Raw genomic sequence first — 24,167 nt, 5'->3', positions numbered from 1 at the left:
AATTAGAGCTATGTCTACCAATCATCTACTAGAAATTAACCAATACGGTCAAAGTATCTGGATGGATAATTTGACCCGTGACATTATTCAATCAGGGGAACTGAAAGAACTAGTTGAAAATCAAGGAATCTCTGGGATTACCTCTAATCCAGCGATCTTTGAAAAAGCGATCGCTGGTAACGTTATTTATGATGCCGATATCGAAGCCGGAGTTCGGGCTAACTTACCCATAGACAAAATTTACGAATCCCTAGTTTTTGCAGATATCCGTAATGCCTGTGATATTTTACGCCCTGTTTATGAAGCCTCGAATAGATTAGATGGTTATGTGAGTATTGAAGTACCGCCAACCATTGCCCATGATACTGAAGCAACCATAACCGAAGCCCGCCGCTATTTCCAAGAAATTGGGCGGGAAAATCTGATGATTAAAATTCCTGGTACAGAACATGGGTTGCCAGCAGTAGAACAGGTAATATCCGAAGGGATGAATGTTAATATTACGCTGCTGTTTTCTGTAGAAAGCTATGTAAACACAGCAATGGCTTATATTCGGGGCTTAGAAAAACGAGTGGCTGAAGGGAAGGACATCAGTAAAATTGCTTCAGTCGCAAGTTTCTTCCTCAGCCGGATCGATAGCAACATTGACGGCAAAATTGATGCTAAGTTGAAAAAAGGCGTTGATGATATTGCTGTGGAAGCAAAGCTAAGAGCTGTTAAAGGGAAAATAGCGATCGCTAACGCTAAGATTGCGTATCAAGAATACAAGAAAATCATTAGAAGCGAGCGTTGGCAAGAGTTGGCAGCAAAAGGAGCTACACAACAACGGCTACTTTGGGCTAGCACCAGCACCAAAGACCCCAACTACAGAGACGTGATGTATATCGAAGAGTTGATTGGCCATGATACCGTCAACACCGTACCACCAGCGACCATTAAAGCTTGTGCCGATCATTGTAACGTAGGCGATCGCTTAGAAACAGATTTAGATAATGCTTACACGCTGATCGAAAACCTCAAAGATCCCGACATCAACATCGATCTCGATAACGTCATGGATGAACTGTTAGTCGATGGTATTGACAAGTTTATCAAGCCCTTCCAGTCCTTGATGAACTCTTTAGAAGACAAGATCAAGGTATTGTCACCAGTGTAGGGAACAGAAGAGGGGAAAAGGTTAAAGGGTAAAGGGTAAAGGTATAGTTCTTCCCCTTTCCCCCTGCCCCTTATCCTCAGAGGGGGCCCCACCTTCCCCTTTCCCCCTTTCCCTTTCGCCAATCCTAGTACCCAATCTAAAATCCAAAACTTCTATGGTTAGTCTGCTAGAAAATCCCTTGCGCGTTGGTCTGCAACAACAAGGGATGCCCGAACCCCAAATTATAGTTATCTTTGGCGCTTCCGGTGACCTCACTTGGCGCAAACTAGTACCAGCACTTTTCAAATTGCGGCGAGAACGGCGTATTCCCCCAGAAACGACCATTGTTGGTGTGGCACGTCGAGAATGGAGCCATGAGTACTTCCGCGAACAAATGCAAAAGGGGATGGAAGAAGCACATCCTGATGTTGATTTAGGGGAACTCTGGCAAGATTTCTCTCAAGGGTCTGTTCTATAGCCCTGGGGATATAGACAACCCCGAAGGCTACCAGAAACTGAAAAACTTATTGACTGAATTAGACGAAAAACGGGGCACGCGAGGTAATCGCATGTTCTACCTCTCGGTTGCCCCTTCATTCTTCCCTGAAGCGATTAAGCAGCTAGGAAGCGCCGGGATGCTAGAAGATGCCTACAAACATCGTCTAGTAATTGAAAAACCCTTTGGTCGAGACTTGGCTTCTGCCCAGAGTCTTAACCAAGTGGTACAGAAATTTTGTAAAGAAAACCAAGTATACCGCATTGACCATTACTTGGGTAAAGAAACAGTCCAGAATTTGCTGGTGTTTCGCTTTGCCAATGCGATTTTTGAGCCGTTGTGGAATCGTCAATTTGTTGACCACGTGCAAATTACCGTGGCAGAAACCGTGGGAGTGGAAGACCGGGCTGGTTACTATGAAAGCGCCGGCGCACTACGGGATATGTTGCAAAACCATTTAATGCAACTTTACTGTCTAACGGCGATGGAAGCACCCAATGCAATGGATGCTGACAGCATTCGCACAGAAAAAGTGAAGGTACTTCAAGCTACTCGTTTAGCTGATGTTCACAATCTGTCGCGGTCAGCAGTACGCGGTCAGTATAGTGCTGGCTGGATGAAGGGCCAAGAAGTGCCAGGGTATCGGACAGAACCAGGCGTTAATCCCAACTCCACCACACCGACTTATGTCGCTATGAAGTTTTTAGTAGATAACTGGCGCTGGAAAGGTGTTCCTTTCTACTTGCGTACCGGGAAGCGGATGCCGAAAAAAGTCAGTGAGATTTCGATTCACTTCCGCGAAGTTCCGTCTCGGATGTTCCAATCTGCTGCCCAACAGACAAACGCCAATATTTTGACGATGCGGATTCAGCCGAATGAAGGTATTTCCCTGCGTTTTGATGTGAAAATGCCAGGGGCAGAATTCCGTACCCGTTCCGTTGACATGGACTTTAGTTATGGTTCCTTTGGCATCCAAGCCACATCTGATGCCTACGATCGCTTATTCCTTGATTGTATGATGGGCGATCAAACATTGTTCACCCGCGCGGATGAAGTAGAAGCTGCTTGGCAGGTCGTAACGCCAGCCCTTTCCGTTTGGGATGCACCCGCCGACGCCAATACTATTCCCCAGTATGAAGCTGGAACCTGGGAACCAACAGAAGCAGAATTCTTAATTAACCAGGATGGCCGCCGCTGGCGCAGACTCTAACAATTTTAGATTTTAGATTTTAGATTTTAGATTGGGGACGGCAAAATCGGAAATAGATAATAGGGAATATGAAAAACTATTACTAATTACCAAATTACTAGTTCTTAATCCAAAATCCAAAATCTCAAATCTTAAATCCAAAATCCAAAATCCAAAATCTACAATTTCCTATGGCTCCCCAAGCTTCTACAATTTATTCACTTCAGGCGCCAAAAGATATTTCGCTTAACGAAATAGAAGCGGAACTTCATCAAATTTGGCAAAGTTATGGCATTACTGGCGAGGACGGTGGGCTTCCTGCTGCCACCCGCGCCACAACATTTACTTTAGTGGTTTACGAACCCGAAGAAACCCAATATCTTTTGGCTACTTTGGGATTTTACAACGGCCCGCTTGACGGGATTTTAGGGCCTCAGATGGTAGCTGCCTTGCGGCAAGTGCAGACAAAATATGCCTTGCCCGATACGGGAACAGCAACACCTGAAACCCTGGCTATCTTGAGAGAAGAATTCATCAAACGTCAAGGAAACGGTGCTACGGGAGACAATGGTTCTATTGAACTTCCCAGCTTAAGTTTAAATGCCCCAAGCCCCAGAATTGCTGATGAAATCGCCCTCCGCAACCCCTGCCGCATCATCGCGCTATTTCCCATTACTGGCGAAGATGAAGGGGTTAAGGCTCAGGTTTCTGCCTATTGCCCAATCCAAAAGCAATCGTCAAGCACACTAATTTGCTGCGAATACATCACTCTCAGTGGAACTGCTGCTGCCTTAGAACGCATCGGTGGTATGCTTCCAGCATTGTTGATTGGCGGCTTACCAAAGTTTCTCTGGTGGAAAGCAACACCAGACCCCAATAATGCCCTATTCAAGCGGTTGGCAGCCGTTTGCAATAATGTGATTGTGGATTCTTGCCGCTTTAACGAGCCAGAAAGTGACTTACTCCGCCTCCAAGAATTGGTGGAAAGTGGGGTTCCTTTGGCTGACCTCAACTGGCGTCGCCTATCAGCATGGCAGGAATTGACAGCTGAAGCTTACGACTCACCTCATCGTCGGGCCGCCCTTGGGGAAGTTGACCGAGTAACTATTGATTACGAAAAAGGCAACCCCGCACAAGCACTGCTGTTTTTGGGTTGGTTGGCAAGTCGTCTAGGATGGCAGCCAGTTTCCTATAAAAAGGAAACCGGAGATTATGACATCACTCGCATTAACTTTATTGCCCAAGACCAACGCCAAGTAGAAACCGAATTAGCGGGTGTTCCCCTTGCTGATGTGGGTGAAATTGCTGGCGACTTGATTGCTTTGCGCCTCAGTTCGACCAATCCAAAGGCAGACTGTGGTACAGTAATTTGCTCGGAAACTGGTGGTTGTATGCGGATGGAAACCCACGGCGGCGCTCAATCTGCTGGTCTGTTTCAACAGGTGACTTCACTTTCTGAACAAAAGGCGGAAGCATTGCTGAGTCAGCAGGTACAACGCTGGGGTCGCGAGTCACTTTTTGAAGAAAGTCTGGGAGTGAGTGCGAATATTTTCAAATTGGAAACAAATAGTTAGTTGCGCCTGGAAACAATAAAAGTTACCAAAATTGCGAAAATCAAACACAAACTCTTCAGATTTTTGGATATTTCAATAATCTGGAGGGTTTTTCTATTTTCCTTGGTGTTAAATCAACGTGAGTTCGATGAACCTCTCCCCAACCCCTCTTGGAGGCGGAGAGGGGCAGAAATATTCTTAGTTGACAACGAAAAAATTAGGGTTTCAAAGCCTCTCGAAGAGTGGGGGAGAGGAATGGAAATGGGGTTTTTAGAGCCGTCGAACTCACGTTAAATCAATACTGTTCGGTTAAGGCAAGAGACGCGATGAATCGCCGTCTCTACAATAATTAATCTTTTGTCTTGACGGCGTATCGCGTCTTTGGCGAGCCATAATTTTTATCACAAAATCTTAACCGAACCAGTATTGTCCCAACTTTCTCCCAAGCTTGGGCTACGCTGTACACATAAGTCTTTTAGAGTTGCTGTGTAATACCAATTCAATTAATGATTGCAACACATCCTTGGTTGAAGACGCGATAAATCGCGTCTCTACAAATGATCTATTTGTCGCATTCTTTTTTCAAATTGGTATAACTTCTGACTTTTCACGGTATCTGGAAAACCTCTCTTCTATTTCTCTCTTCCTTTTAGGAGAGACACTTGGAATTTTCCCCCTTCCCTGCGAGGGAAGGGGGTTAGGGGGTTAGGTCAATCGTTAGCTTTTCCACATAAAGTGAAAAGTCAGGTGTAATACCATTTCACTAAATTTTTGATACAAATCACGTTTCTTGCCTCCCCTACTCCTTCTGCTTCCCCTGCTTGCCATCTTTATCAAATTTATGGTGAAACGGTATAACTTAGGGTGGGCTAATCTTTGCAGGTCGATGCATTAACATAGCAAGTCGATGCATTGGCATAACAAGTCGATGTATTAACATAGCAGGTCGATGTATTGGCATAGCAGGTCGATGTATTGGCATAACAGGTCGATGTATTAACATAACAAGTCGATGTATTAACATAGCAGGTCGATGCATTGGCATAACAAGCCGATGCATTAGCATTGCAGGTCAAGACGTAGGACAGCTTTAGAAGACTTTTGTGTACACCGTAGCCTTGCTTGGGAGAGGGATTTAGGGTGAAAGCTAATTGATTCATCCAAGAAGTCTATTGAAAGGATAACTCGTATTTACCTCCACGCTCTAGGGCGCGTTTGTAAGCAGGTCGTTCATGAATGCGCTCGACAAATTCTTTCAGCTTTGGCCGGTTCTCGACCTCTTCGGGGAGTGCAGCGATTACTTCTAGGGGAAAGCTCATTTGGATATCGGCAGCGGTAAATTCATTGCCTACAAACCACGTATTTTTACGGAGTTCATCTTCTATGTAGTCAAAGTGAAGTTTGATCTGGGGCGCGACGAATCCGCTAACCGCGCTGCTATCGCCTGCCCCGAAATTGTTCAATATCAGCCGCATTACCAACAGTGGCATTGCCGAACCTTCGGCGTAATGCAGCCAATACTTGTAGCGCAGATACTCTGGCGTACCGGATGCTGGCACTAACTGACCATTACCGTAGCGCTCGACTAGGTATTCGATAATTGCACCCGATTCAGCAAGCGTCAAGTCTGCATCTGTGATTACTGGTGATTTGCCGAGGGGATGGACTTGGCGTAGCGATTCCGGTGCCATCATCGTTTTGGCATCGCGTTCATAGAATTTGATGTCGTATTCGATACCTAATTCTTCAAGCAGCCACAGCACCCGCTGCGATCGCGAGTTGTTAAGATGATGCACTGTTATCATAAAACTTTCCTCTTTTGCTAGCTGATTATTATCCGCTCTCGGCTAATCTCCAACTGTATTATTAAACAGACGTTTTCAACCTAACTCCCCTAATTGGGTAGTTTTCTAGTTTCTAATTGGTATAAGTTTGAGTTAGCTGGTTGGAGAAACTGGTGCATCTGCTTTTGCATAAAGCGACGATAGACGCACAGCCAATAGTCAAAATAGTTGCTGTATAAAAACCTAATTTGTTTCATTTATGGCTTTAGTCATTGCTGGGGAACGTAGTGGGGTGGGTAAGACAACAGTCACGCTCACCCTTTTAGCATCTTTACGCCGTCGCGATCGCTTGGTACAATCTTTTAAGGTGGGGCCAGACTACATCGACCCGATGTTTCATCAACACGTAACTGGTCGTGCTTGTCGCAATTTAGACCCAGTATTGACTTCTGAAGCCTACGTTCAGCAATGTTTTGCTCGTCATAGTCAACTGAGTGAATATGCCCTAGTAGAAGGGGTGATGGGGTTGTTTGATGGAATTGGGCATCGGGACAAGGGAAACAAGGGAAACAAGGGGACAAGGGGACAAGGGGACAAGGGGACAAGGGGACAAGGGGACAAGGGGACAAGGGGACAAGGGGACAAGGGGACAAGGGGACAAGGGGACAAGGGGACAAGGGGACAAGGGGACAAGGGGACAAGGGGACAAGGGGACAAGGGGACAAGGGGACAAGGGGACAAGGGGACAAGGGGACAAGGGGACAAGGGGACAAGGGGACAAGGGGACAAGGGGACAAGGGGACAAGGGGACAAGGAGAATAATCATGCCCAATGCTCAATGCCCCATGCCCAATCCCCCACTGATTTTGCGAGTACCGCACACATCGCACGGCTGTTAGATTTACCTGTGGTGTTGGTCATTGATTGCAGTCGTTTATCTGGTTCTGTGGCTGCGATCGCGCACGGCTATCGATCTTTTGATTCCCGAATTAAAATAGCTGGGGTGGTATTAAATCGCGTCGGGAGCGATCGCCATCTCTGTTTGCTCAAAGATTCCCTAGAACCCTTACAATTACCCATTCTCGGCGTAATGCGCCGTCAAGATAATATCACAATTCCCGATCGCCATTTGGGTTTAGTACCCACAGCCGAACTTCCCGAACTCAATGCTTTAATCGCTCGCCTCGCCGATTTAGGAGATACTTGCTTTGACTGGCAACGCTTATTACCTTTGTTAAAATCAGAACCCCTTTCTGGCTTTGCTTCATCTTCCTTATCTGCCTCATTCCCAGTTAGGATTGCAGTAGCCCGCGATCGCGCTTTTAATTTTTACTACCAAGACAATCTCGATTTGCTGCAACAACTTGGTGCAGAATTGGTTTTCTGGAGTCCTTTAGAAGATGCTGGTATACCAAAAGATATCCAGGGAATGTATTTTGGTGGTGGTTTCCCGGAAGTTTTTGCCCAGGAACTCGCAGAAAATTCTGGCGTTCGTGATGGAGTGAAAACGGCAATACTTAAAGGAATGCCTACGGTTGCCGAATGCGGAGGATTAATGTATTTGTGCGAGCAAATTATCGATTTTGAAGGTAAATCTTGGTCAATGGCGGGAGTGCTACCAACATCTGCTGTGATGAGTGGACGTTTAACTTTGGGTTATCGTCGTGCAGTCGCTTTGCAAGATAATTTGTTAGTTAAGGCAAATACAACTGTTTACGGACATGAGTTTCATCGTTCCCATTTAACCTTAACTCCCACTCAACCCCTATTTGAAACCTCTCGCTACGATTGTGACGAAAATATGGGATGCGAAGGATGGGGTTTACCTGCAAATATTCATGCTTCTTATGTTCATCAGCATTGGGGAGAAAGTAGAGAAATTCCCCAGCAGTTTCTTAAAGAATGTCTAAAAGTAGCATCTTCAAAAACGTGGATTTAAGCCAATACAGTTGAGATAACCCAAAGCCTTCATGTAGAGACGCGATTTATCGCGTCTTACACAAAAAGGCAGTGAGATAATTCACCGCCTCCTCTTGGATCAACTCATAGTTCCATGTTAGTTTTGGACTTCAACCCAACGGCGGTAAAGCTTTTGAATTTGTTTGAGAAGCGCAGTGTGAGCTGGTTGATTTGACTCATTCGGCTTCGCCATATCTTGCAATTGCGTCAGGAGTCTAGCTTCTTCGACGGCAACTTCACCATCGCTATAAATTAAACCACTGATGGCTTCAATCAGATTTTCGCAATCTTCAAGACTGGGGCGATCGCCTAGATACTCCCGCACCCAGTCGTAGCATTCTTTTGGCTGTACAGGAACTAATTCGTACAGCCAAGGCTTAATTTCTGGGTCGTTAGCTAAACCTTTGGCTTGAGCTATTTCGCGGAGATATTGCCGTTCTTCTGGCTGGATTCTGCCATCGATCCAGGCAGCTCCAATCAGGATTTTAACTAAATTTTTTACATTGGAAGGGGAAACCATTGCTGCCTCCTCTGGTAGATTCAGGCCTCCACCAAATCGTACAATCCTAAACAGTATTCATTCGGAATTATTGGTTTTTCTTAAGCGCACCATAAAAAAACCATCTATGTCCTGTCGATGGGGCCAAAGTTTAAACCAACCTTGAGGCGTAATATCGGTAGAATCAGGTAACTCAACGCCAATAGGAGACTCAATTTGCCAATCAGGTGACTCAGCTAAAAACGCCGAAATCACTTGTTCATTTTCCGCCGGATGCAATGTACAGGTGGCATAAACTAATACACCACCAGATTTGACAAAAGTTGATGTATGTGTCAACAATTCTCGTTGCAGCACCGAAAGTTCTCGGACGGATTCTGGTGTCTGTCGCCAACGCGCATCAGCATGACGGTGCATAGTTCCCAAACCAGAACATGGAGCATCAAGTAATACGCGGTCTGCGGTGTTTTGAAATTGCTTGAAGTGGCGGCTGTCGCCAGTGTAAATTTGAATAGATTGTAAATTTAGCCGTTGAGAATTTTCTTGGAGTTTGCGAAGACGAGAAGGAGTGCGATCGCAAGCCCAAATTTTACCCTCATCTGCCATTAATTCAGCGATGTGGGTTGTTTTCCCCCCTGGTGCAGCACAGGCATCAATTACTACCTCACCTGGTTGGGGGTCGAGCAAATGACTTACTAATTGAGCGCTAGCATCTTGTACAGTCCACCAACCTTCTTTAAAACCCGGTAGTTTTTGAATTGACCCGGTATTACCAATAAATCGTAAAGCTTGGGGTAAATGAGGAATCCGTCTTACCAAAACACCAGCAGATTGCAAAGCCGCCTCAACTTCCTCAATGGAAGCGCGAAGTGGGTTGATGCGTAAGTCAATCGTTGGTGATTGGTTCATCCATTCACACAGTTGTTCTGTCTCAGCCAAACCCAGTTGTTCTAACCAAACTTGAATAATCCAATCAGGAAAGCTGTGTAAAATACCCAAGCGTTCCACCTGACTTTTCACATTATTTGGAATTAACGCGAAACCTAACCCCCCAGCCCCCTTCCCTACTAGGGAAGGGGGAGAATTCAAAGCCTCTCCCTTCTCTACTAGGGAAGGGGGAGAATTCAAAGCCTCTCCCCTTGTAGGGGAGAGGTTTGGAGAGAGGTTTTGCAGATCCGGTGAAAAGTCAGAGAATTCTACTGGATTTTCTGGAAGCTGTAACGGATCGCCCTTTATCTTCTCTGCAAGGCGGATGTATTGTCGTAATAAACCGTTAACAAAACCCGTGAGTCCAGAAAAACCGTTTTCTTTCGCGAGTTGGACTGTGGTATTAACAGCAGCTGAAGCAGGAATACGCTCTTGATAACGCAGTTGATAAAAGCCCAGATGTAAGATGGTGCGGAGGGTCTGGTGGTTGTTGATGAGATTTCTTTTTAGCGAGTCGATCGATGAGAGTATCGAGAGTGCGTTGCCTTCTGACGCTCCCATAAACCAATTCTGTCACTAAGCGGCGATCGCAATCAGGCAAATTAACTTTTTGCAGCACTCTATCTAGGGCAACATCAGCATAAGCCCCCTTATGAACATCTCGTAGGGCGATAAAAGCTAATTGACGGGGGTTTGTCATGAAAACACGATTCAGGAGTCAGGAGGCTTTTGTATTCTAACTCCCAACTCTGCCAATTTTAGATTTTGAATTTTGGATTTTGGATTGAAGTAAAAATCTAAAATCTAAAATCCAAAATTAAATAACTCCCAACTCACCTATTAAGACATATAGGGGTCTACACTGGCAATTTCAAACTCACACGCTCTAGAAACCTGTTCTGCTGGCAATTTTCCAAAGCTGATTAATGGTAAAGAAGTGGGGTCTGCTATCAGTTCTTTTGCTAATAAGAACCCAGTGATTGTCCAAGTTTGATATTTCCTAGCTTGTTTTCCAATCAGTCGCCCTTTTTTGCCATCGTAATACTCTGGCCATTCATCTGTACTGAGGCGTCCTTGGGCAGTTTCAATCGCCTTTTGTGCGAGATTTGTTCTATTAGTTTTTACAGCCGCCGCTGCCAACATCCACATTAAAACTGGCCAACTACCAGCATTATGATAAGACCAGGGGATATTTTTGGGGTCACATCCAGTTACAATTCTGTATTCTTCATGTTCCAAAGCTGGGAAACAAATTTTCATTGGCATATCTCCCACCAAATCATCCCAGCGTTCCTCAATCAGAGTCATAATTGCTTGTGACTGTTCTTCGGTGGCTAAGTCTGAAATGATTGCCATTAAATTTCCCAGTGAAAAGAAGCGAGTATCTAGCTGCGACGGGCCAACATTACCTGCTAGATAACCACCTTTTCTTGGTAGCCACTTGTCCAATTCATAATAAGGAACAGAATCTACATATATGTTGAATAGATTAACAGCAGCTTTGCCATATTCTTCACTTTTGAAGCGATAAATTGCATTCAGACGATTAATATCTATCCAATAATGCTGGCGAATATGAGCGCATAAAAGAGGCAAACGGTTATCAATGGCTTCAACAATATCAGAATTACCTTGACAAATTAGTAGTTCGCGAGATGCACGCAATGCCGTGTAAAAGAGGACTTGTAATTCTAAAGGATGCCCATAAATGCCCATACGACGGTCAATCATACAAGCGCCATCTGGAACCAATAGCGTTGGGTACATATCAAAACGATTCGCCAAGCAGATTTCCATGATTAACCTGATCCCATTTTGGAATTCAGGTTGATAAGCGAGAGAAAAATCTTTTGTGGCGACTATATAAGCGCGCAACAAAATAATCCACCATAAGCAAGAATCTACAGGTGTAACTCTAGCGATCGCATGTTCGCCAAAGTCGGCTTCTAAATATTCTTGCCCATTTTCTGATACCACTTTAAAGCTAGCCGGGATTAATCCTCTTCCTGGCTTATAAGCATCTAATGCCCTTTCTTTAGGCTGTAACTTTAAAGTTTCTTCTAAGAAATTACGAACAATATCTGTTCTACCTTTAATCAGAAAAATTAGAGCTGAAGAGACAAAATCTCGAATAAAGCACTGATCGTAATTGAGTGCCTCTACAGAAACATCATAAGCGGCTACTGTCCCAACAGGGCGACCTTGATAATAGAGAATTGATTTTTCTAGTGCTAGCCATGCTTCTTCCACTTCTTTTAAATTTTCAGTAGTTTCCAATTCGTTTAAGTGCATTGCCAAAATAACTCCATAAGTATTGTGAATTTGTGGTAGATGGTCTTCATTTATTATTTTTGCTCTTCTCAGCATAACAAAAAATATTCTTTGAATAGCAAAAATAATTGAGCAAAAAATAATCAACTAACAAGGAATAAAATTGCTGACCTTTTTGCAAATTTATTGTTAGTTAATTGCTTGTAATCTATTACTGTTTTGGTGAATTATAGCTGTTGTTTTCCACCGCAAATAGTAAGATAATTCCTAAAAACAGTCACATAAGATATACTTTTAGATTATTTATTGTTCTGTTGTCTGTTCAGAATCTTTGCTTTACCAAACAAAAACATATCTTTAGTGCTGTTTATGAGTTGTGTGAAGTTAAAACTGGTTGCAGTATATTTACTTGAGCAAGATTAGTTTTTGACATTAAGAAGTCGATTATTCCCCTATTATCTAATAATTTATAACGTTTTTTCTGAATATGCAAGATGAAGGCTAGAAAATTTTAATATGTCAATACTTCTCAAGGGTTAAATATCTTACCCTACTGACAGATGAAACTGGGAGTTTATGGAAGTATGGCTAAAAACAATGAAGAGTACTGAGTCGAAAGACCACTCACAATGGATGGGTATGTAGCAAGTATATAAGTACGGAGTATTAGCAAAGTGATGTTCTTTACTGTTCTCCCGAAGCAGCCTTAAACACTTGTTCGGCAGTTAGATTTAGCTCAGTTAAAGTTGGTGATTGAATGCGATTGTTACCACAAAACTGAGTTACTTGGTACTCGCCTTCCACTAATGTATAAACTGATATTGTCGGTTGCTTGAGATTGCCGATAAACCGTTTTCCACCAAGAGCAGCATAGTCAACAATCCAATATTCTGAAATCCCAATTTCTTCTCTTCTCTACGAGAGGCTTCGCCCTAAGCGTAGCTATGCCGCAGGCTTTACAAGACGCTACGCGAACATATTCAGCGAATTTGAGAAAGTAATCATCTCGCCAATTTGTACTCACAACTTCTACTACCAATGGAATTGATGGGGCTTGAGTAACTGTTGATGATTTTTTCCAAAGTGGTTCATTAATTAAGTTAGGGATATTCAATACCAGCACATCTGGAAAATAACCAGATTTTTGATCGACAGATTTGATTAATGCTTGAGCAGGAATCGAATAAGCTAGATTAAATCTCCGAATCTCAAAATTGAGTTCTCTAATTAGAAATGCTCTGACTAACTCATGTTCCCCTGTCGGCTGCATTTAAACTATTATTCTTTTATGTAATTCATATCTGCCATTCTCCGGTTTCCATTCGACAAATTCTTCAAAATTTATGGCTTCGACTAAATTTTGAACCATAAGACTATTTCCTCAGATATTATTCATATTTTGATTAGCATCGATAAACTACTAACTTTATGTTACCTGCTGCTGAAATTCTTTATAAGCTCGATTAATTGCTTGCATTGAGGCTTTGGCAATTGTAGAACTATTAACATCAGGATGATACAATCTTGCTAATCGACGGTAGGCAAGTTTAACAACATTGGGGCGATCGCTCTGATTTACGCCCAAGACTTCCCACCATTCCCCCGATAATTCAGAGTCAAGAGTAAATTGACTCCAAATCTTGATGCTTCCGCCATTACCGCCGCTTACCAGCGTTTTACCATCAGGGCTGAAAGCAACGGGATTACACCCAAAAAGATTTTGTAGTAGTTCCCTAGTGGGGAGCTTCCAAAGTTTGATTGTACCGTCTCTGCTGGCACTGGCGAGGGTTTTTCCATCGGGGCTGATGGCAACAGACAAAACCGCCGTTGAGTGTCCAGTCAAAGTAGAAATTAATTCTCCAGTTTGGAGATTCCACAGCTTAATTGTGGCGTCTGTGCTACCACTAATAAGAGTTTGACTATTAGGACTGATAGCAACTGTATTCACCGCTCCCAAATGTTCAGTAAGAATATAGCGCTGTTCCCAAGTTTTGACATCCCAAAGCCTAATAGTTTTATCGGCGCTACCACTTGCAAGGATTTTACCATCGGGACTAATGGCGACAGATAAAACTGCATCTGAGTGTCCATTCAAGGTGCGTTTTACGGTTCCCGTGTAGCGTCCCCAAATTCTAATTGTCTTATCAGCAGCACCACTAGCAAGAATTGCCCCATCAGGACTGTAGGCAATCGAGTTAACAAAACCATTATGACTATAGGCTGAGTTTAAATAAAAGAATGTCTGGAGAAATTTTTTTGTGTCCATCTGCCAAGTGCTGATTTTGCAATCGACACTACCACTTGCAATCTGCTGTCCATCAGGACTGATAGCAACACATAAAACTGCCTCGGCTTGTCCAGAGAATGTATAAAGCCATTTTCCGGTTTTCAAGTTCCACAAATTAACTTGTCTGTCATCACTGCCACTAATTAAGGTAGTACCATCAGGACTGATTGCGATCGCATTAACTGCCGCTAAGTGTCCTTTGAGTGTGCGTACACATTTCCAAGTTTCAGGTAGCTGGGTTGTCGGAGATATTTTTTCTGCTTCAATATTGGGAGTAGAAGCTTTAGGCGTAGCAAATTCTGATTTTTTCTTTAATTCAGTTTTAAGCGCTTGTAACTCATCTTCAACTTCCAAACCAGGAAATTTTTGGTTGAGATCCTCACCAGATAAAAATGCTTCTAATTCCATCACTGCTTCAGAATAGTAGCCCATCTGTAAAACTTTCTCTTCCATCCGCGCAAAAAGCTGTGCTGGAGTTTCGCTAATTTCCGATTCGTCTAACAGTTTGGCAATACCATAGGCGGCGAGTCCCACTACAGCACCAATTCCTGCCATCGGTGCTGCACCAATCCCGAATGCTAGCCCTACTTTCGGTGCGACTAAACCCATACCACCGACGACGCTATAAACACCAGCACCGCCGACTGCGCCAATTCCCATTGTAGCGAAGGCAGCTGCATCTCCTTGTGCTATGGCTTTAAAAGCGCCATAAGCAGCTGCACCAGCCACAGCGCCAGCACCAACGACAGGAGTTGTACCAATTCCAACAGCGCCAAATCCGCCTGCTAGTCCCATCCCGCCTACAGTTGCGGAAACACCAACACCTGCAAGGGTTCCGCCTGCAATAAATGCTGCGCCTGTTTTAGAGTTTTGTGTCATTGCCTAATGTTTTCTTGAAATTTTCTAGGGCAATCAGGTTTTTTCCAAGTAGAATCACTGTTGCTTCGTGCTGCTGAAGCTGAGTTTGAAGAGTAAGCACAATTTTACTGTGAACTATTTTACTGAGTATGGCTTCAAGGGCTAGATTATCATCATGATTTTTAAGAGCTATATAAGCTTTATCCTTCCAATATTTAGCTTCTTCTTGAGCTTTTTCATAAATTTCTTGAATGCATTCTTGATTCAAGATAGCACTTTGTATCGCTTCTTTTGTTTCACCAATAGCTTCTAATAAAATTACTTTACTGTCTTTTTTATCTATAGCAATATTTTGAGGTTTACGTGGCAGCAACATTTCTTTCTTAAGTTGCTGTAATTCCTCATCAACATCTTCAGAATTGATTAATATGTCCGAAACCTCTTGTGCATAAAGTTCTATCTCTAAAAATTTATTTTTTATAAACTCAAAATCGCTAATACTACCATTTATTTGAGGCTTGCTGCATAATACTTCTTTCTCTGCTTCTGAAACCTTTTGATCCCAAGATGCCAAACTACTTTGAATTGCATCTACTTGTATTTGTTGCTCCTTTACCAAGGTTTTTAGCCTACCAGCAATTGCTTGATATCGTTCCTTTTGAAATTTTGCTTGACTAATTAAATCCTGATTACTTCCTTGCACAGCAAGCTGATATTCTTGTTCCCATTTATCAGCTTCGGCTTGAGCTTTTGCATAGTCTTGTTGAGCAATTTCTTGGGCTACTCTGGAGTGGCTTGCTCCTTCGCGTAATTTTCGTAGCGCATCCTGTGATAATTGATTTTGGTCGTAAAGTCCCATAAATTTATCTGAGTAGACTTATGACTCAGAGCGTAGACTGATTAATACTGTTGCGTCCTCGTAAAAATTACTTAAGCCTTGACTTTTGCTTTTAATGCTACTTCAGGAAAGTCTCAGTACAATATTTAATTAATTCTTAGCGAAATAAATTAGGCAAAACTCTGCGTTACTTTGCGTTTACTTTAAGTCCCTCTGTGTTTAAAAATATGATTATTTTACGCATTCATTACCAAATAAGCGGATCGCTGTAACTACATATCAATAAGCTTGTTGTACTCTGCGTGAGTCCCGATCCAAAACCACAAAATACCATCTTTAACTTCTACACCCAATGCCCTATAGTTTCGCCCTGCGCGGACTGACCAGTATTTACCAACCTTCTTAAAATGCAATGATGGATGGGAGGGATCAGACTTGAGTAGTTCGTAACACTGATCGGCTATTTGCTGAACCTCTTCAGGCAGAACATTGTAACGTTCCCAAAATCGACGAGTTGTGTAATGCATCAAATTGTTCGATAGTTCCCTGCCTCGAACTCAGCAATCGCTTCTTGTGCAAAAGCTTCCAGTTTGCCATCAGCAATGTCTTTCTCCAATTGTTCATCCCACCGTTGATTGTCTAAATCAGCAAACCATTGAATGAGCTTTTCATACTCGTTGGGTGGCAGTTGAAGAATCGCAGACTCAATTTGCTCAAGCGTCAGCATAAGGATACATCACCTTTACTCCAAGCAAATTATAGCTTTCTCGACTAATGATCTCGACCGTGCTTGTATGCTTTGCATCCCGATCTTAAATTCGCCTGTGTTTCGATTAAGGTATCTCTGTAACTGAGACTTTAGGTAGCGATCGCACACCATGCATTACACACTATACCCAATATGTCAAGCAAACCTGCGCTTTTATTAATCAGCAAATAGGCGAACTTGAACCAAAACCCATACACAATTGCGGGATTTTCGACAACCCTGATGAAATCTACCGAAAAGATGGAATAACATTTGTGTGTGCTTCAACAAATTGTGTATAAGAATTGAAAATGACGATATGGCAACATCTAATATCTTCAAAGAACCACAGCTTTTACGTCTGAATCGCTTGTTTGGTGGACTGCGTGGCGACTTTACGGGAGGACTAACAGCAGCAGTGGTAGCATTGCCTTTAGCTTTAGCCTTTGCGGTAGCCAGTGGTGTGGAACCAAAGGCGGGACTTTACACCGCGATTGTGGCGGGAATTGTCGCTGCAATTTTTGGTGGTTCGTCAGTACAGATTACAGGCCCAACAGGTGCAATGGCTGTAGTTTTGGTGGGAATTGTCGCCAAGTACGGGCTTGAGAAAGTTTGGATTGCTGGGGTGATGGCTGGAATTATCCAAATTGCCTTGGGGGTTGCCAAACTTGGACAGTTAGTAAAGTTTATTCCTTATCCGGTAACGGCAGGTTTTACTAATGGTATTGCCGTGATTATTTTTTGTGGTCAGTTAAATAATTTCTTTGGTTTAAAATTACCGCGTAGCGAACATTTTTTACCCGGACTTTGGCAAAGTCTAACTCATGTAGAAGCTCTAAATTGGGCAGCAGTTGCCTTGGCAGTTGTAGTGATTGCCACCAATCTTTTGTGGCCGAGGATTAATACAACAATACCAGGTTCTTTAGTAGGACTGGTGTTAGCAACAGCGATCGCTTCTGCTTTCCATCTGAATGTACCAACAATTGGCACGATTCCCCAATCTTTGCCGATGCCTCAAGGTATTCCCCACTGGAATGATTTTAGTCTGATTCGAGAACTAATTAACCCGGCTTTAGCTTTAGCTGCACTGGGGAGTATTGAATCGTTGCTATCGGCGGTAGTAGCTGATGGGATGACAGTCAGCGAGAAACATAATAGCGATCGCGAATTAATTGGTCAAGGTTTGGCTAATATGATTGTGCCATTTTTTGGTGGTATTCCTGCCACAGGTGCGATCGCTCGAACTGCTGTGAATGTCCGTTCTGGCGGCAAAACCCGACTCTCTGGGGTAATTCACGGTGTTGCCTTAGCCATCATCGTTTTAACTTTAGCACCCCTAGCAGCACAGATACCTTTAGCAGCACTGGCTGGGATTCTGATGGTAGTTAGCCTGCGGATGGTTGAGTGGGAAGCCATTGGTTTATTAATGCGTGCTACCTACTCAGATTTTGCTGTAATGATTCTCACCTGGCTAGTGACAATATTGTTTGACTTAGTTCTCGCTGTCGAAGTGGGATTGATTGCAGCCGGAGCCTTGTTCATCAAACGGATGAGCGAATTGAGCCTAGCCAAAATACCTGAAACCGAAGTATTTCCCCCTGGTACGCCTCTAGAATTAGGTAAGGAAATTGCCGTTTATCGGGTAGATGGCCCTGTATTTTTTGGTGCTGCTGAACGGTTTGCTACTTTCCTCCGCGATGAACCAGAAGTGAAATATTTAATTCTGCGGTTGCGGTTTGTACCAAATATGGACACAACTGGATTAGTAGCCTTAGAAGATATTTATCATGACTTGGAACGGCACAATTGCCGCTTAATTCTCACAGGTTTGCAACCTGAAGTCCAACAACTACTAGAACGTACAGGATTGTTAAATACAATTGGGTTGTCAAATTGTTTTGAAACAACCACAGAGGCAATTTGCTCTATCTCTCCTCAGATTGCATGTTCTCAACCTGTAGCAGCCGATTTGAAAACAAAAGAATTACTGGAATTAATTGACTGAAAATATTTTGCCATTCAGAGAATGTTTGAAAAGTCACAAAATATCCTAGAAAGCCCTCTCGAAACCTCTTTCCTTCTGAGAAAAGGGTTTGATGTTACCAAAAAAACTTTTTAAACATCCTCTCTATTTCTCCTCTCTCTGCGTTCTCTGCGTCTCTGTACTAACCAACGGCAAGCCCCTTTGCATCTACATTAGACCTCTTGCAAAAGTAACTTTTGCAAGAGGCGGGAAAAGGGGAAAGGTTAAAGGGGAAAGGTTTTTTATCGTAAGTTCAAGGGTTTAAATCCCCGTCTGAAATGTCTTTAATTTTGAATTTTGAATACTTCGACAAGCTCAGTACAAGTTTTAAATTTTGAATTGTTAATCCTTTTCCCTTTCCCCCAAACCCAATTCCCTACAAATGCCAAGAAGTCTATTTATTACGAATTACGAATTAATTAAAGCCTGTATTCATTGCTGAATCAGGCTTTTGATATTTTTTATTCAACTCGCACGGAGAACTTCAGTTTAATTACCGAATAGCAAATCCTTCCGGTCTGATTGCATCTTCCAAATCAACGCCCATCAGGTTAGCTCCCTGGATGTTTGCATTTGTCAGATTTGTCTTCTCAAAGTCTGCGTTTTGTAGGTTAGCGGTTTGCAGGTTTGCTCCCAGTAGGTTGGCTTTCTCTAAGTCTGCATCAAATAGGTTTGCTCCCGCCAGGTTTGCTCCCCAAAGGTTTACCTTGCCTAAATCTGCTCCTTGAAAGTTAGCCCCTTGTAAGTTTGTTTGCTGCAAGTTAGCTCTTTCTAAGTCTGCATTTTGTAAGTTAGCACCTTCCAAGTTTGCTGCTTGCAGGTTTACATCCTTTAAGATTGCTCCAGCAAGGTTACAACCGACACATTCATTGGTTTGTAATAAATGTCTAACGTTATCTGCTACAGACACTATTGGCGGTACAACCGGAGATATTACTGGTGGTGTTACAGGCTCCATTGGTGATACAGCTGGTGCTGTTACAGGCTCCATTGGTGATTCAACTGGAGCTAGTTCAGATTCCGTAGGTATGGATGGAGCTAGTGTTTGTGCTCTAGCGCTGGGCTGGATAAGTAAAGTAAATCCCGCTACAACTACCAGAAACACTGCTTTTACGAGCCACTGAGTTAATTTTTTAGAGTTGGATTGATTCATTGGGAACTTCATAATCTGATTCCTATTGGTGGACTTGCTTTTATAAGAGCCATCGATAATGTGCTTTATTCTCACTTTAGATAAGTTGAATGATAAGAGCAAATATTATTGTTATTCATATTGATAAATTCAAGTGATTAAAAAATCTTTTTGGATGGGAAACGATCGCTGATTTGTTTGCTGACATCATCAAGAATTGCGATCGCGTGGAGCGTCCACTCAAGGGGAAGCGATCGCCTGATACCTAATTCCCAAGCATTGCCAGACTAGGTAAAAGACGATATGTTTCACTTTTAATTAAGATAGACAGTCCCAAGTAAATTAAGATAAAGGGGAAGATTTTGCGACCATAGCGAGTTAAAACGGGAGTCATCAGAGGATTACGAGTCAAGTTGTAAGAGAGTAAACACCACATCCCAACACTGCAATAACAAACACACAGAATTACGCCCAAACTTGGAAGATTGCTACTAGCAAATAACGGTACATAAATTCCAATGTTATTTCCTCCATTGGCAATGGTGACAGCAGAAACACGGTAAGTTTGAGGATCGCGGATGGTTGCTAATAGTGATTTCTTCTGGCGTCCAGATTTTACCGGAGAGTTTAAGTCAACTGACACCGCTTGCACTGTCTCTCCTTCCTCTTCGCGACTGATGAGATTACTGATACCAATGACGACGGGAAGCAAACCTAGCAAACCAATCCAGGTGGTTGGAATAATCAGACCGCCAAAGAAACCAGGGAGACTAGCAAACACTAAGGTAGTAAATCCCAGGAATTCACCGATAACAATATGCTTAGGACGAAAATTACGATTGACTTTCCCGAAAAAAGCTGTCAAATATAAGTTGTCATCAAAGGTAGTTGCAAAAGCGGCAGAAATTCCAATCAATAATGTACTAATTAGCCAAGCCATAATTGTTGCTCACAGTAATTCTAATGCTGTTTGTCTTAATCCTCTCTGCTTCTCGATGTGAGGGCAGGTTAGGAGATTTTGTGACTGTTTTTCTAACGACAACCGAGCGATATTCGTTATTTATCAGCCAATGACCCAATTTTTAGAGGCATTGCCTCCAATCAAATTGGTGATTTTTTTCTCAGCAAGGTACCTTGGGAGCTCATGAAGTCAATATTATGGCTTGCAGCCAAATAAGAGCAAATACTCTTGTTTTTTAAAATGATAAATAAAAGTGATTGACAAAATTACTAGATGTTTCGGGCTTTGTACCCATTGACACTCATGAGAGAAAAACGGAAAGAAAAACCTCTAATACCAATTTGAAAAATGATTGCGACAGATGGATTCACATCAAGCCAGACGTACCAAGGCAATTCCCAATCCAAAATCCAAAATCTAAAATGGTATAACCTTTTCCCTAAACTAAATCTGAGTTCAAAATGCACAAAACGAGTAGTATTGAATACTGAGCTATTGTTTGAGAAACTTCTATGCAATCGCTCTGATTGAAGAGAACCCTTGTCAGATGATAAAGGCTCGGATATCCTTGACGGCTAGCATTCAACATCGGTAATATGACTAATCGCCCTCTGACTTCAGTTTTGAGATGTTCAGTAATGTTGAATTTTTAACTTGTAATTATGCTAACCAGTGTTGACCGTTTATTATTTGTCCGGCGAGTCCCGATTTTTAAGGAATTGCGGGATGATTTTATTGTGCGGCTCACTTCAGTGATGAACGAATTGTCATTCCCAGCTAATTACACCATCTTTCGACAAGGAGAAGAAGGGCGATCGCTCTATATTGTCGTCTCCGGTCGAGTTAAAGTTCACATTGGGAATAAACAGTTGGCAGAGGTGGAACAGGGAAAATATTTTGGTGAGATGGCAGTATTCGATACTCAACCTCGATCTGCCACTGCCACGACTCTAGAACCTTGTGAATTTTTAGAACTGACGCAAGAGCAACTATATGATGCGATCGAAGAAACTCCCGAAATTGCGGTGAATATCATTCGTGAGTTATCCCGTTTGATTCGCAGATTGAACGACGATATGAATGTAAGCTCTTTGCGGAGTTAATAGGCAAATGTAGAGATGTAGCACTGCTACGTCTCTACAAGGCTTCTGAATAATCTAAAAATGTGGTTCAAAATAAATGAAAACTGCTGTAAGTTTGATTATTAAACTCAGCACTCATCACTGCTTATTATTTAGGTTCACCCACACCCGGAGTTTCTTCTTTATCAACTTTAGGCACAAAATCAGGACGTTCTTTGCTTTCCCAACCTGCGGGGCGTTTCGAGTTGTACCAAGCTATTGAGCCAATGGTGACAGCAGCAACAAAACCAACGACATACACCAAGGTAAAAGCAACAGGAAAATGAGGGGCAGCATCTATAGCTGGTGCTGCTGTTTGCATAAATAATAAATTCATGAGTATATTCTCCACAGTCAGGTAACACTATTGAACACCCTATAAGATGAGCGTATCACCTAACATCCCTCTGTAGTTTAGTTTGAGCAACTTCATATTGCATAAAAAAGGCAGAGGGGAGGGGGAAGTCGCTGACAGGTGTAGGCAATGCTTTTCGGTTAAGGGGGAAAGGGGAAAGGGAAAGGGTTTGAATTTACCTTTTCCCCTTTGCCCTTTAACCTTTTCCCAGACCAAAAGAGAGATTGTTAGGCTTATCCGAAAAGTATTGCAGGTGTAGGTTTGTTGCACCTAGTGGTCTGCCAACCCAAAAATGCGCTTGTGAGGGCTGGGGAAAGGTGAAAGGGAATTCATGGTAAGGGATTTCCGCGTTCCCCCGCCCCTTATCCCTAGAGCGAACCCACCTTCCCCTTTTTCTTGCCAAGTTCACGAGAGCGAACTACTAGTTGTACCTGTCAGCCTTTCCCCTGCCTTTTGTTCAACATTTATATCTTTGCCATGCAGACTCGACTATTTCAGCAATGATTTCTGTATATGTCATACCACCCAAACGTCCTATCATTGGCAAGTCTGAGCGGATATGATGTAGCCCTGGTAATGGGTTAACCTCCATAAACTGCAACACACCGCTAGGATCGCAGCGTAGATCCACGCGGGCAGCATCACGGCAACCAAGAGTATGGTAAGCATCCAGCGCCAGTTGCCTTGCCTGTGCTGCCAGTGGTTCGGGATCTATGAGCAAACGATAAGATACCCGTTCCAAATACTCATCTTTATTGAGGGTGGTGTAGGCGAAAGCTTCCACTTGACCTGTAAAAATTACTTCCATTACACCTACTACCCGTGAGTTGCTATCGTTGCCAATAATGCCTACTGTTACTTCTCTACCAGGAAGAAAGGTTTCCACGAGTATTGGTTGCTCAAAAAGTTCGTGTAACACTTGATAAGCATTTACTAGCTCCTGATGTTCTTTGACAAGAGAACGCCCAGTTACCCCTTTAGAACTGCCTTCCGCCATAGGTTTAAGGAAAAGTGGCATTGGCAGCGACACAGCCGTTGCCTCTGCGGTAGTATTCACGACCTGAAAGGGGGCTGTCGGCAAACCGCGATCGCGCACTACTCTCTTAGTTAGTGCCTTGTCTAACGTCAGGGCGCAGGTAAGCGGATCGGAAAAGGTGTAAGCTTGAGCGAATAATTCGCAGATTGCCGGGACTTGAGCTTCGCGAGAACGACCCTTTAAACCCTCAGCAATATTGAAAACCAGATCCCAGCGATCGCCTTTTGCTAAACGCCGAGCAAGTTCTTTACCATTACCGACACGTTCAACCTGATGACCTAACTGCAATAGTGCAGTTTCCAGCCCGATGATAGTTTCTTCATCGTCGAACTCCATCACCTCAGAAGCATTGAAACCAGCCTGAAGGTAATCTGCCTTCAGGTCATAACACAGACCAATGAATAACCCCATAGCCCGATAATTCCCAGTGAGAAAACTTTCTCTGTTAGCTTTAACGTACAAATCAAATATCTTAATTAAGGAATTCCGATTATTAAATCCTTAATTAAGTGAAAATATCTCATCAACAACATCAAACCATATAGGAGATTTATCATCAGGAGAACCGTTGTAGTTAGCAGTAATTTCTTCTCCCACTTCTATATCTCGGTAGGCAATCAGATCCAACTCTCGGTCAGCGAATTTTTTCACATAATAAGTATTGGGATTGTAGGAATGGTTGATTAAGGAAGATAAACCTAGAGCGATCGCCGCAGCTTTATCTTCCCAATCGTAGTAATAGTTGCCCAAAATTGTTTTATCTAGGAATTCAACCTGTTCTGCGGGTATAACCACAACTGGCACTCTCTCAATGAGTTCTCCTTTCAAAAAGTGCTTCTGTGCGAAGACACCTCGACCTTTTAGGTTTGTATTACCAACAATCAACATTCCAACTAATCTCCTGCAATTACTTAGTTTTTTGGTTTGCCAAGAACTCAACAGAACCTATTCCAACTGACCCTTTTTAATGATGGCAAGCAACTTCTATATAAGGT

17 protein-coding genes and 4 pseudogenes are annotated in these 24,167 nt (G+C 42.9%); 6 read left to right on the top strand and 15 right to left on the bottom strand.

Features of this window, described 5'->3' with window-relative positions:
• Nucleotides 1-10 precede the first annotated feature (10 nt).
• From tal to opcA, 3 genes and pseudogenes are all read left to right on the top strand, one after another.
• Nucleotides 11-1,156: a transaldolase gene (gene tal / locus NSTCB13_RS12620; RefSeq protein WP_448272565.1), complete on the top strand. Its 1,146-nt coding sequence runs from the start codon at nt 11-13 to the stop codon at nt 1,154-1,156.
• A gap of 154 nt (nt 1,157-1,310) precedes the next feature.
• A pseudogene (zwf, locus tag NSTCB13_RS12615) lies at nt 1,311-2,841 on the top strand (glucose-6-phosphate dehydrogenase).
• A 170-nt stretch (nt 2,842-3,011) separates the two neighbouring features.
• Nucleotides 3,012-4,394: a glucose-6-phosphate dehydrogenase assembly protein OpcA gene (opcA, locus tag NSTCB13_RS12610; RefSeq protein WP_445628211.1), complete on the top strand. Its 1,383-nt coding sequence runs from the start codon at nt 3,012-3,014 to the stop codon at nt 4,392-4,394.
• A 1,148-nt stretch (nt 4,395-5,542) separates the two neighbouring features.
• Here opcA and NSTCB13_RS12605 read toward each other — a convergent pair.
• The gene (locus NSTCB13_RS12605; protein ID WP_445628213.1) at nt 5,543-6,178 is read right to left on the bottom strand and encodes a glutathione S-transferase family protein; all 636 of its coding nucleotides are present in this window, start codon (nt 6,176-6,178) and stop codon (nt 5,543-5,545) included.
• Nucleotides 6,179-6,416: 238 nt separating this feature from the next.
• On the opposite strand from NSTCB13_RS12605, the gene NSTCB13_RS12600 reads away from it, so the two are divergent.
• Entirely contained in the window at nt 6,417-8,096 is a 1,680-nt protein-coding gene (locus tag NSTCB13_RS12600) for a cobyrinate a,c-diamide synthase (protein WP_448272564.1), read from the top strand.
• A gap of 117 nt (nt 8,097-8,213) precedes the next feature.
• On the opposite strand, the gene NSTCB13_RS12595 is transcribed toward NSTCB13_RS12600, so the two are convergent.
• From NSTCB13_RS12595 to NSTCB13_RS12555, 9 genes and pseudogenes are all read right to left on the bottom strand, one after another.
• The gene (locus NSTCB13_RS12595; protein WP_194043291.1) at nt 8,214-8,636 is read right to left on the bottom strand and encodes a tellurite resistance TerB family protein; all 423 of its coding nucleotides are present in this window, start codon (nt 8,634-8,636) and stop codon (nt 8,214-8,216) included.
• A gap of 57 nt (nt 8,637-8,693) precedes the next feature.
• Nucleotides 8,694-9,623 (bottom strand): annotated as a pseudogene (gene rsmB, locus NSTCB13_RS12590) (16S rRNA (cytosine(967)-C(5))-methyltransferase RsmB); the annotation flags it as partial.
• 300 nt (nt 9,624-9,923) lie between these two features.
• Nucleotides 9,924-10,242 (bottom strand): annotated as a pseudogene (locus NSTCB13_RS12585) (transcription antitermination factor NusB); the annotation flags it as partial.
• Between the two features lie 140 nt (nt 10,243-10,382).
• Nucleotides 10,383-11,834 carry a glycoside hydrolase 100 family protein gene (locus NSTCB13_RS12580; RefSeq protein ID WP_445632214.1) on the bottom strand — a complete coding sequence of 484 codons (1,452 nt, stop codon included), beginning with the start codon at nt 11,832-11,834 and terminating at the stop codon, nt 10,383-10,385.
• 663 nt (nt 11,835-12,497) lie between these two features.
• Nucleotides 12,498-13,182 (bottom strand): annotated as a pseudogene (locus NSTCB13_RS12575) (Uma2 family endonuclease).
• A gap of 57 nt (nt 13,183-13,239) precedes the next feature.
• Nucleotides 13,240-14,979, bottom strand: coding sequence for a DnaJ domain-containing protein (locus NSTCB13_RS12570; protein ID WP_448272563.1), 1,740 nt, complete (start codon nt 14,977-14,979; stop codon nt 13,240-13,242).
• On the bottom strand, nt 14,963-15,817 hold the full coding sequence (locus NSTCB13_RS12565) for a PspA/IM30 family protein (RefSeq protein ID WP_448272562.1): 855 nt from the start codon (nt 15,815-15,817) through the stop codon (nt 14,963-14,965). The genes NSTCB13_RS12570 and NSTCB13_RS12565 overlap by 17 nt, the downstream gene beginning before the upstream one ends.
• Before the next feature lie 251 nt (nt 15,818-16,068).
• Nucleotides 16,069-16,323: a ParE family toxin-like protein gene (locus NSTCB13_RS12560; RefSeq protein WP_448272561.1), complete on the bottom strand. Its 255-nt coding sequence runs from the start codon at nt 16,321-16,323 to the stop codon at nt 16,069-16,071.
• Nucleotides 16,323-16,523 carry a hypothetical protein gene (locus tag NSTCB13_RS12555; protein ID WP_448265068.1) on the bottom strand — a complete coding sequence of 67 codons (201 nt, stop codon included), beginning with the start codon at nt 16,521-16,523 and terminating at the stop codon, nt 16,323-16,325. The genes NSTCB13_RS12560 and NSTCB13_RS12555 overlap by 1 nt, the downstream gene beginning before the upstream one ends.
• A gap of 340 nt (nt 16,524-16,863) precedes the next feature.
• On the opposite strand from NSTCB13_RS12555, the gene NSTCB13_RS12550 reads away from it, so the two are divergent.
• Nucleotides 16,864-18,549, top strand: coding sequence for a SulP family inorganic anion transporter (locus NSTCB13_RS12550; RefSeq protein WP_448265067.1), 1,686 nt, complete (start codon nt 16,864-16,866; stop codon nt 18,547-18,549).
• 511 nt (nt 18,550-19,060) lie between these two features.
• Here NSTCB13_RS12550 and NSTCB13_RS12545 read toward each other — a convergent pair.
• Together NSTCB13_RS12545 and NSTCB13_RS12540 are read right to left on the bottom strand one after the other, a co-directional pair.
• Nucleotides 19,061-19,720 (bottom strand): pentapeptide repeat-containing protein, encoded by a 660-nt coding sequence (locus NSTCB13_RS12545; protein ID WP_448273191.1) that lies wholly within the window; start codon nt 19,718-19,720, stop codon nt 19,061-19,063.
• Between the two features lie 244 nt (nt 19,721-19,964).
• Entirely contained in the window at nt 19,965-20,639 is a 675-nt protein-coding gene (locus NSTCB13_RS12540) for a cadmium resistance transporter (protein ID WP_448265065.1), read from the bottom strand.
• A gap of 683 nt (nt 20,640-21,322) precedes the next feature.
• On the opposite strand from NSTCB13_RS12540, the gene NSTCB13_RS12535 reads away from it, so the two are divergent.
• Nucleotides 21,323-21,763, top strand: coding sequence for a Crp/Fnr family transcriptional regulator (locus tag NSTCB13_RS12535; protein ID WP_322696418.1), 441 nt, complete (start codon nt 21,323-21,325; stop codon nt 21,761-21,763).
• Nucleotides 21,764-21,890: 127 nt separating this feature from the next.
• Here the strand turns inward: NSTCB13_RS12535 and psb35 are convergent, their stop codons facing one another.
• The 3 genes from psb35 to NSTCB13_RS12520 form a co-directional block, all read right to left on the bottom strand.
• Complete coding sequence (psb35, locus tag NSTCB13_RS12530) at nt 21,891-22,118, bottom strand: photosystem II assembly protein Psb35 (RefSeq protein ID WP_322674798.1); 228 nt, start codon at nt 22,116-22,118, stop codon at nt 21,891-21,893.
• A 475-nt stretch (nt 22,119-22,593) separates the two neighbouring features.
• The gene (locus tag NSTCB13_RS12525) at nt 22,594-23,583 is read right to left on the bottom strand and encodes a D-alanine--D-alanine ligase family protein (protein ID WP_445628223.1); all 990 of its coding nucleotides are present in this window, start codon (nt 23,581-23,583) and stop codon (nt 22,594-22,596) included.
• 90 nt (nt 23,584-23,673) lie between these two features.
• Nucleotides 23,674-24,060, bottom strand: a complete 387-nt coding sequence (locus tag NSTCB13_RS12520) for an SET domain-containing protein (RefSeq protein WP_445628224.1) — start codon at nt 24,058-24,060, stop codon at nt 23,674-23,676.
• Between the last annotated feature and the right edge of the window lie 107 nt (nt 24,061-24,167).

This window comes from Nostoc sp. DSM 114160 (genome assembly GCF_053470305.1).
Note: the sequence above shows the minus strand (reverse complement) of the source record. Positions and strands in the feature narration are given on the sequence as shown.

Coding starts and splice junctions, on each gene's coding strand:
- tal (WP_448272565.1), top strand. CDS start 11: ATGTCTACCAATCATCTACTAGAAATTAACCAATACGGTCAAAGTATC.
- opcA (WP_445628211.1), top strand. CDS start 3,012: ATGGCTCCCCAAGCTTCTACAATTTATTCACTTCAGGCGCCAAAAGAT.
- NSTCB13_RS12605 (WP_445628213.1), bottom strand. CDS start 6,178: ATGATAACAGTGCATCATCTTAACAACTCGCGATCGCAGCGGGTGCTG.
- NSTCB13_RS12600 (WP_448272564.1), top strand. CDS start 6,417: ATGGCTTTAGTCATTGCTGGGGAACGTAGTGGGGTGGGTAAGACAACA.
- NSTCB13_RS12595 (WP_194043291.1), bottom strand. CDS start 8,636: ATGGTTTCCCCTTCCAATGTAAAAAATTTAGTTAAAATCCTGATTGGA.
- NSTCB13_RS12580 (WP_445632214.1), bottom strand. CDS start 11,834: ATGCACTTAAACGAATTGGAAACTACTGAAAATTTAAAAGAAGTGGAA.
- NSTCB13_RS12570 (WP_448272563.1), bottom strand. CDS start 14,979: ATGACACAAAACTCTAAAACAGGCGCAGCATTTATTGCAGGCGGAACC.
- NSTCB13_RS12565 (WP_448272562.1), bottom strand. CDS start 15,817: ATGGGACTTTACGACCAAAATCAATTATCACAGGATGCGCTACGAAAA.
- NSTCB13_RS12560 (WP_448272561.1), bottom strand. CDS start 16,323: ATGCATTACACAACTCGTCGATTTTGGGAACGTTACAATGTTCTGCCT.
- NSTCB13_RS12555 (WP_448265068.1), bottom strand. CDS start 16,523: ATGCTGACGCTTGAGCAAATTGAGTCTGCGATTCTTCAACTGCCACCC.
- NSTCB13_RS12550 (WP_448265067.1), top strand. CDS start 16,864: ATGGCAACATCTAATATCTTCAAAGAACCACAGCTTTTACGTCTGAAT.
- NSTCB13_RS12545 (WP_448273191.1), bottom strand. CDS start 19,720: ATGAATCAATCCAACTCTAAAAAATTAACTCAGTGGCTCGTAAAAGCA.
- NSTCB13_RS12540 (WP_448265065.1), bottom strand. CDS start 20,639: ATGGCTTGGCTAATTAGTACATTATTGATTGGAATTTCTGCCGCTTTT.
- NSTCB13_RS12535 (WP_322696418.1), top strand. CDS start 21,323: ATGCTAACCAGTGTTGACCGTTTATTATTTGTCCGGCGAGTCCCGATT.
- psb35 (WP_322674798.1), bottom strand. CDS start 22,118: ATGAATTTATTATTTATGCAAACAGCAGCACCAGCTATAGATGCTGCC.
- NSTCB13_RS12525 (WP_445628223.1), bottom strand. CDS start 23,583: ATGGGGTTATTCATTGGTCTGTGTTATGACCTGAAGGCAGATTACCTT.
- NSTCB13_RS12520 (WP_445628224.1), bottom strand. CDS start 24,060: ATGTTGATTGTTGGTAATACAAACCTAAAAGGTCGAGGTGTCTTCGCA.